This is a genomic window from Novosphingobium sp. 11B, from assembly GCF_054589055.1.
This window is the reverse complement of sequence record NZ_BAAILP010000200.1, coordinates 8,430-10,921: the sequence shown is the minus strand read 5'-3', so window position 1 is coordinate 10,921 and position 2,492 is coordinate 8,430. Positions and strand designations below refer to the sequence as shown.

Genomic DNA, 2,492 nt, shown 5'->3' with positions numbered 1-2,492 from the left:
AAGCAATCCAGGACGGTGTGGCACTGCCCTGGATTGCTTCGCTGCGCTCGCAATGACGAGGTTGGGGGCGAGGGCGGAACCACTCGACCCCGGCCACACCGCGCGATAAGGCGCGTTTCATGGACCTCGAAATCGACATCGAAGAACCCTGGGACGCCGCGACCGACTGGGCCGATCTCGCGCAGGCGGCGCTGGAAGCCCTCGTCACCCTCGCGCCCGAGCTGGACAACGAGCGCCTCACCACCAGCCTGCTGTTCACCAGCGATGCCGAAGTCCACGTCCTCAACCGCGAATGGCGGGCCAAGGACAAGCCGACCAACGTGCTCTCGTTCCCCATGCTGGAGCGCGAGGCCCTGCTCGATCTGGACGAGGACGGGCCGCCCGAAATGCTCGGCGACCTCGCGCTGGCGTGCGAAACCTGCACGCGAGAAGCCGCCGAGAAGGGCATTCCGGTCGAACACCACGCCACGCATCTCATCATCCATGGCCTGCTCCATCTGGCGGGCCACGATCACGAGACGTCTGACGAGGATGCCGAGGCGATGGAAGCGCTCGAAACAAAGGCACTTGCAGTTTTAGGCATTCCCGACCCATATGGGGACCGCACTGCAGCAACAGGGATTTAACCGTACGATGGCCGACAATGGCCGCCACGCCGACTCCGGTTTCGGAGAAGGGGACAGTACCAACACGCTTTGGCGTGCATTCAAGCGGCTTTTCCACGCAGAGGGCGACCAGTCCCTGCGCGCCCAGCTTGAGGAAGTCATCAACGAGCACGAAGGTGAGGCCAGCGGCGCGCTGACCGGCGATCTTTCGCCGATCGAGCGGCAGATGCTGCGCAACCTGCTGCATTTCAGCGAGCACGATGCCGACGACGTCGCCATCCCGCGCAGTGAGATCGTGGCGATCCCCGCCTCGGCCAGCTGGGCCGAAGTGGTGGAAGCCTTCGCCGAGCACGGCCACAGCCGCATGCCGGTCTACGGAGAGACGCTCGACGCCATCAAGGGCATGATCCACATCAAGGACGTGTTCCCGCTGCTGGCCCGCAGCGCGCCCCCACCCGAGGACTGGACGACGCTGATGCGCCAGCCGCTCTACGTGCCGCAATCGCGCGGCGCGCTGGACGTGCTGGCCGACATGCGCGCCCAGCGCATCCACCTCGCGGTCGTGATCGACGAGTACACCGGCACTGACGGCATCATCACCATCGAGGACCTCGTGGAGGAGATCGTCGGCTCGATCGAAGACGAGCACGATGATGCGCCCGAGGAATTGCTGGTTGCAATCGACGCAGGTATGTGGGACGCGGACGCCCGAGCCGAACTGGACGATGTGGCCGAGCGGATCGACCCGCGGCTGGCCGAAGTCGAGGAAGCGGTTGATACTCTCGGCGGCCTGGCTTTCGTGCTGGCCGGACAAGTGCCCGAAGTGGGCGCGGTCCTGGACCACGAAAGCGGCTGGAAGATCGAGGTGACGGACGGCGACGAGCGGCGCGTGACGCGCCTGCGCCTGCATCCGCCCGTGGAAGAGTTGGAGAGCGAGGCCGAATAACCGCTGTCGCCGGACCCTCCGGCGGCGGCCATAACCGAGTGAAAAGACCGCAATAGTGCCAGTACGTCGTCTACCTCCCCTGCGTGCGCTCGAAGCTTTCGTGCGCGTGGTGCGTCTCGGTTCCGCCAAGGCGGCGGCCAACGAGCTGGCGCTCAGTCCCTCGGCCCTGTCGCGCCGCGTCGCCGCGCTGGAGGACTTCACCGGCAAGCGCCTGTTCACCCGCCAGCACCAGGCGATGAAGCTGACCGACGAGGGGCAGGCGTTCTACACCGCGATCGCGCCCAAGCTGGAAGAACTGGCCGAGGCGGTCGAGGCGCAGATCGATCGCGGCCAGGTGCTGCGCCTGCATCTGGGCGTGCCTTCGCTGTTCGGCGGCCAGCGGCTGTTCCCGCGCCTGCCCGAACTGCGCAAGCTGCATCCGCGCCTGCACATCGACATCGATACCGGCGCGCATCTGGAAGACCGCGTCGGCGATACGCTGGACGCCGCGATCATCCTCGCGAAGGAGCCGGACCCGCAGTATTACCGGGTGCAGCTCGATCACAACAAGGTCTATGCGATCACCTCGCAGGCGCTGGCCGAGGAACTGGGCCCGGTGCCGGACGAGGCGAAGCTGTCGCGCCAGACGTTCCTGATCCATCAGGACCTGCCCGACAGCCTCGATGCGTGGAAGCGCGCGATCGACCTGCCCGATCTCGACCCGGCCTCGGTGGACCGCTTCGATTCCGGCCAGCTGGTGCTGGAGGCGGCGGCGCAGGGTCTGGGCATCGCGATCATGCACGACGACCACTTCCGCCGCTCGCACGATACGCGACTGGCGCGGGTCTACGACATCGAGGTGGAGAGCCCGTACCGCTACTGGTTCGTGTGTCGCCCCAAGTCGCTGGAAGCGCGGCCGGTGCGCATCTTCCACGAGTGGTTGCTGCAAGCGGGGCTTTGAC

Annotated in this window: 3 protein-coding genes; all 3 read left to right on the top strand. The window is 66.3% G+C overall.

All coding sequences use genetic code 11. The features are described from left to right. Positions 1-119 precede the first annotated feature (119 nt). Genes ybeY through ACYPYD_RS18225 form a run of 3 tightly spaced genes read left to right on the top strand, consistent with a single transcriptional unit; the run spans position 120 to position 2,491 of the window. Positions 120-626, top strand: coding sequence for an rRNA maturation RNase YbeY (ybeY, locus tag ACYPYD_RS18235; RefSeq protein WP_271180960.1), 507 nt, complete (start codon positions 120-122; stop codon positions 624-626). A gap of 7 nt (positions 627-633) precedes the next feature. Further along, positions 634-1,551, top strand: a complete 918-nt coding sequence (locus tag ACYPYD_RS18230; protein WP_008831117.1) for a hemolysin family protein — start codon at positions 634-636, stop codon at positions 1,549-1,551. 55 nt (positions 1,552-1,606) lie between these two features. Continuing rightward, on the top strand, positions 1,607-2,491 hold the full coding sequence (locus ACYPYD_RS18225; protein ID WP_172705104.1) for a LysR substrate-binding domain-containing protein: 885 nt from the start codon (positions 1,607-1,609) through the stop codon (positions 2,489-2,491). Position 2,492 lies beyond the last annotated feature (1 nt).

Bases quoted from the DNA above. Each gene is read 5' to 3' on its own strand.
- ybeY (WP_271180960.1), top strand. From the start codon at position 120: ATGGACCTCGAAATCGACATCGAAGAACCCTGGGACGCCGCGACCGAC.
- ACYPYD_RS18230 (WP_008831117.1), top strand. From the start codon at position 634: ATGGCCGACAATGGCCGCCACGCCGACTCCGGTTTCGGAGAAGGGGAC.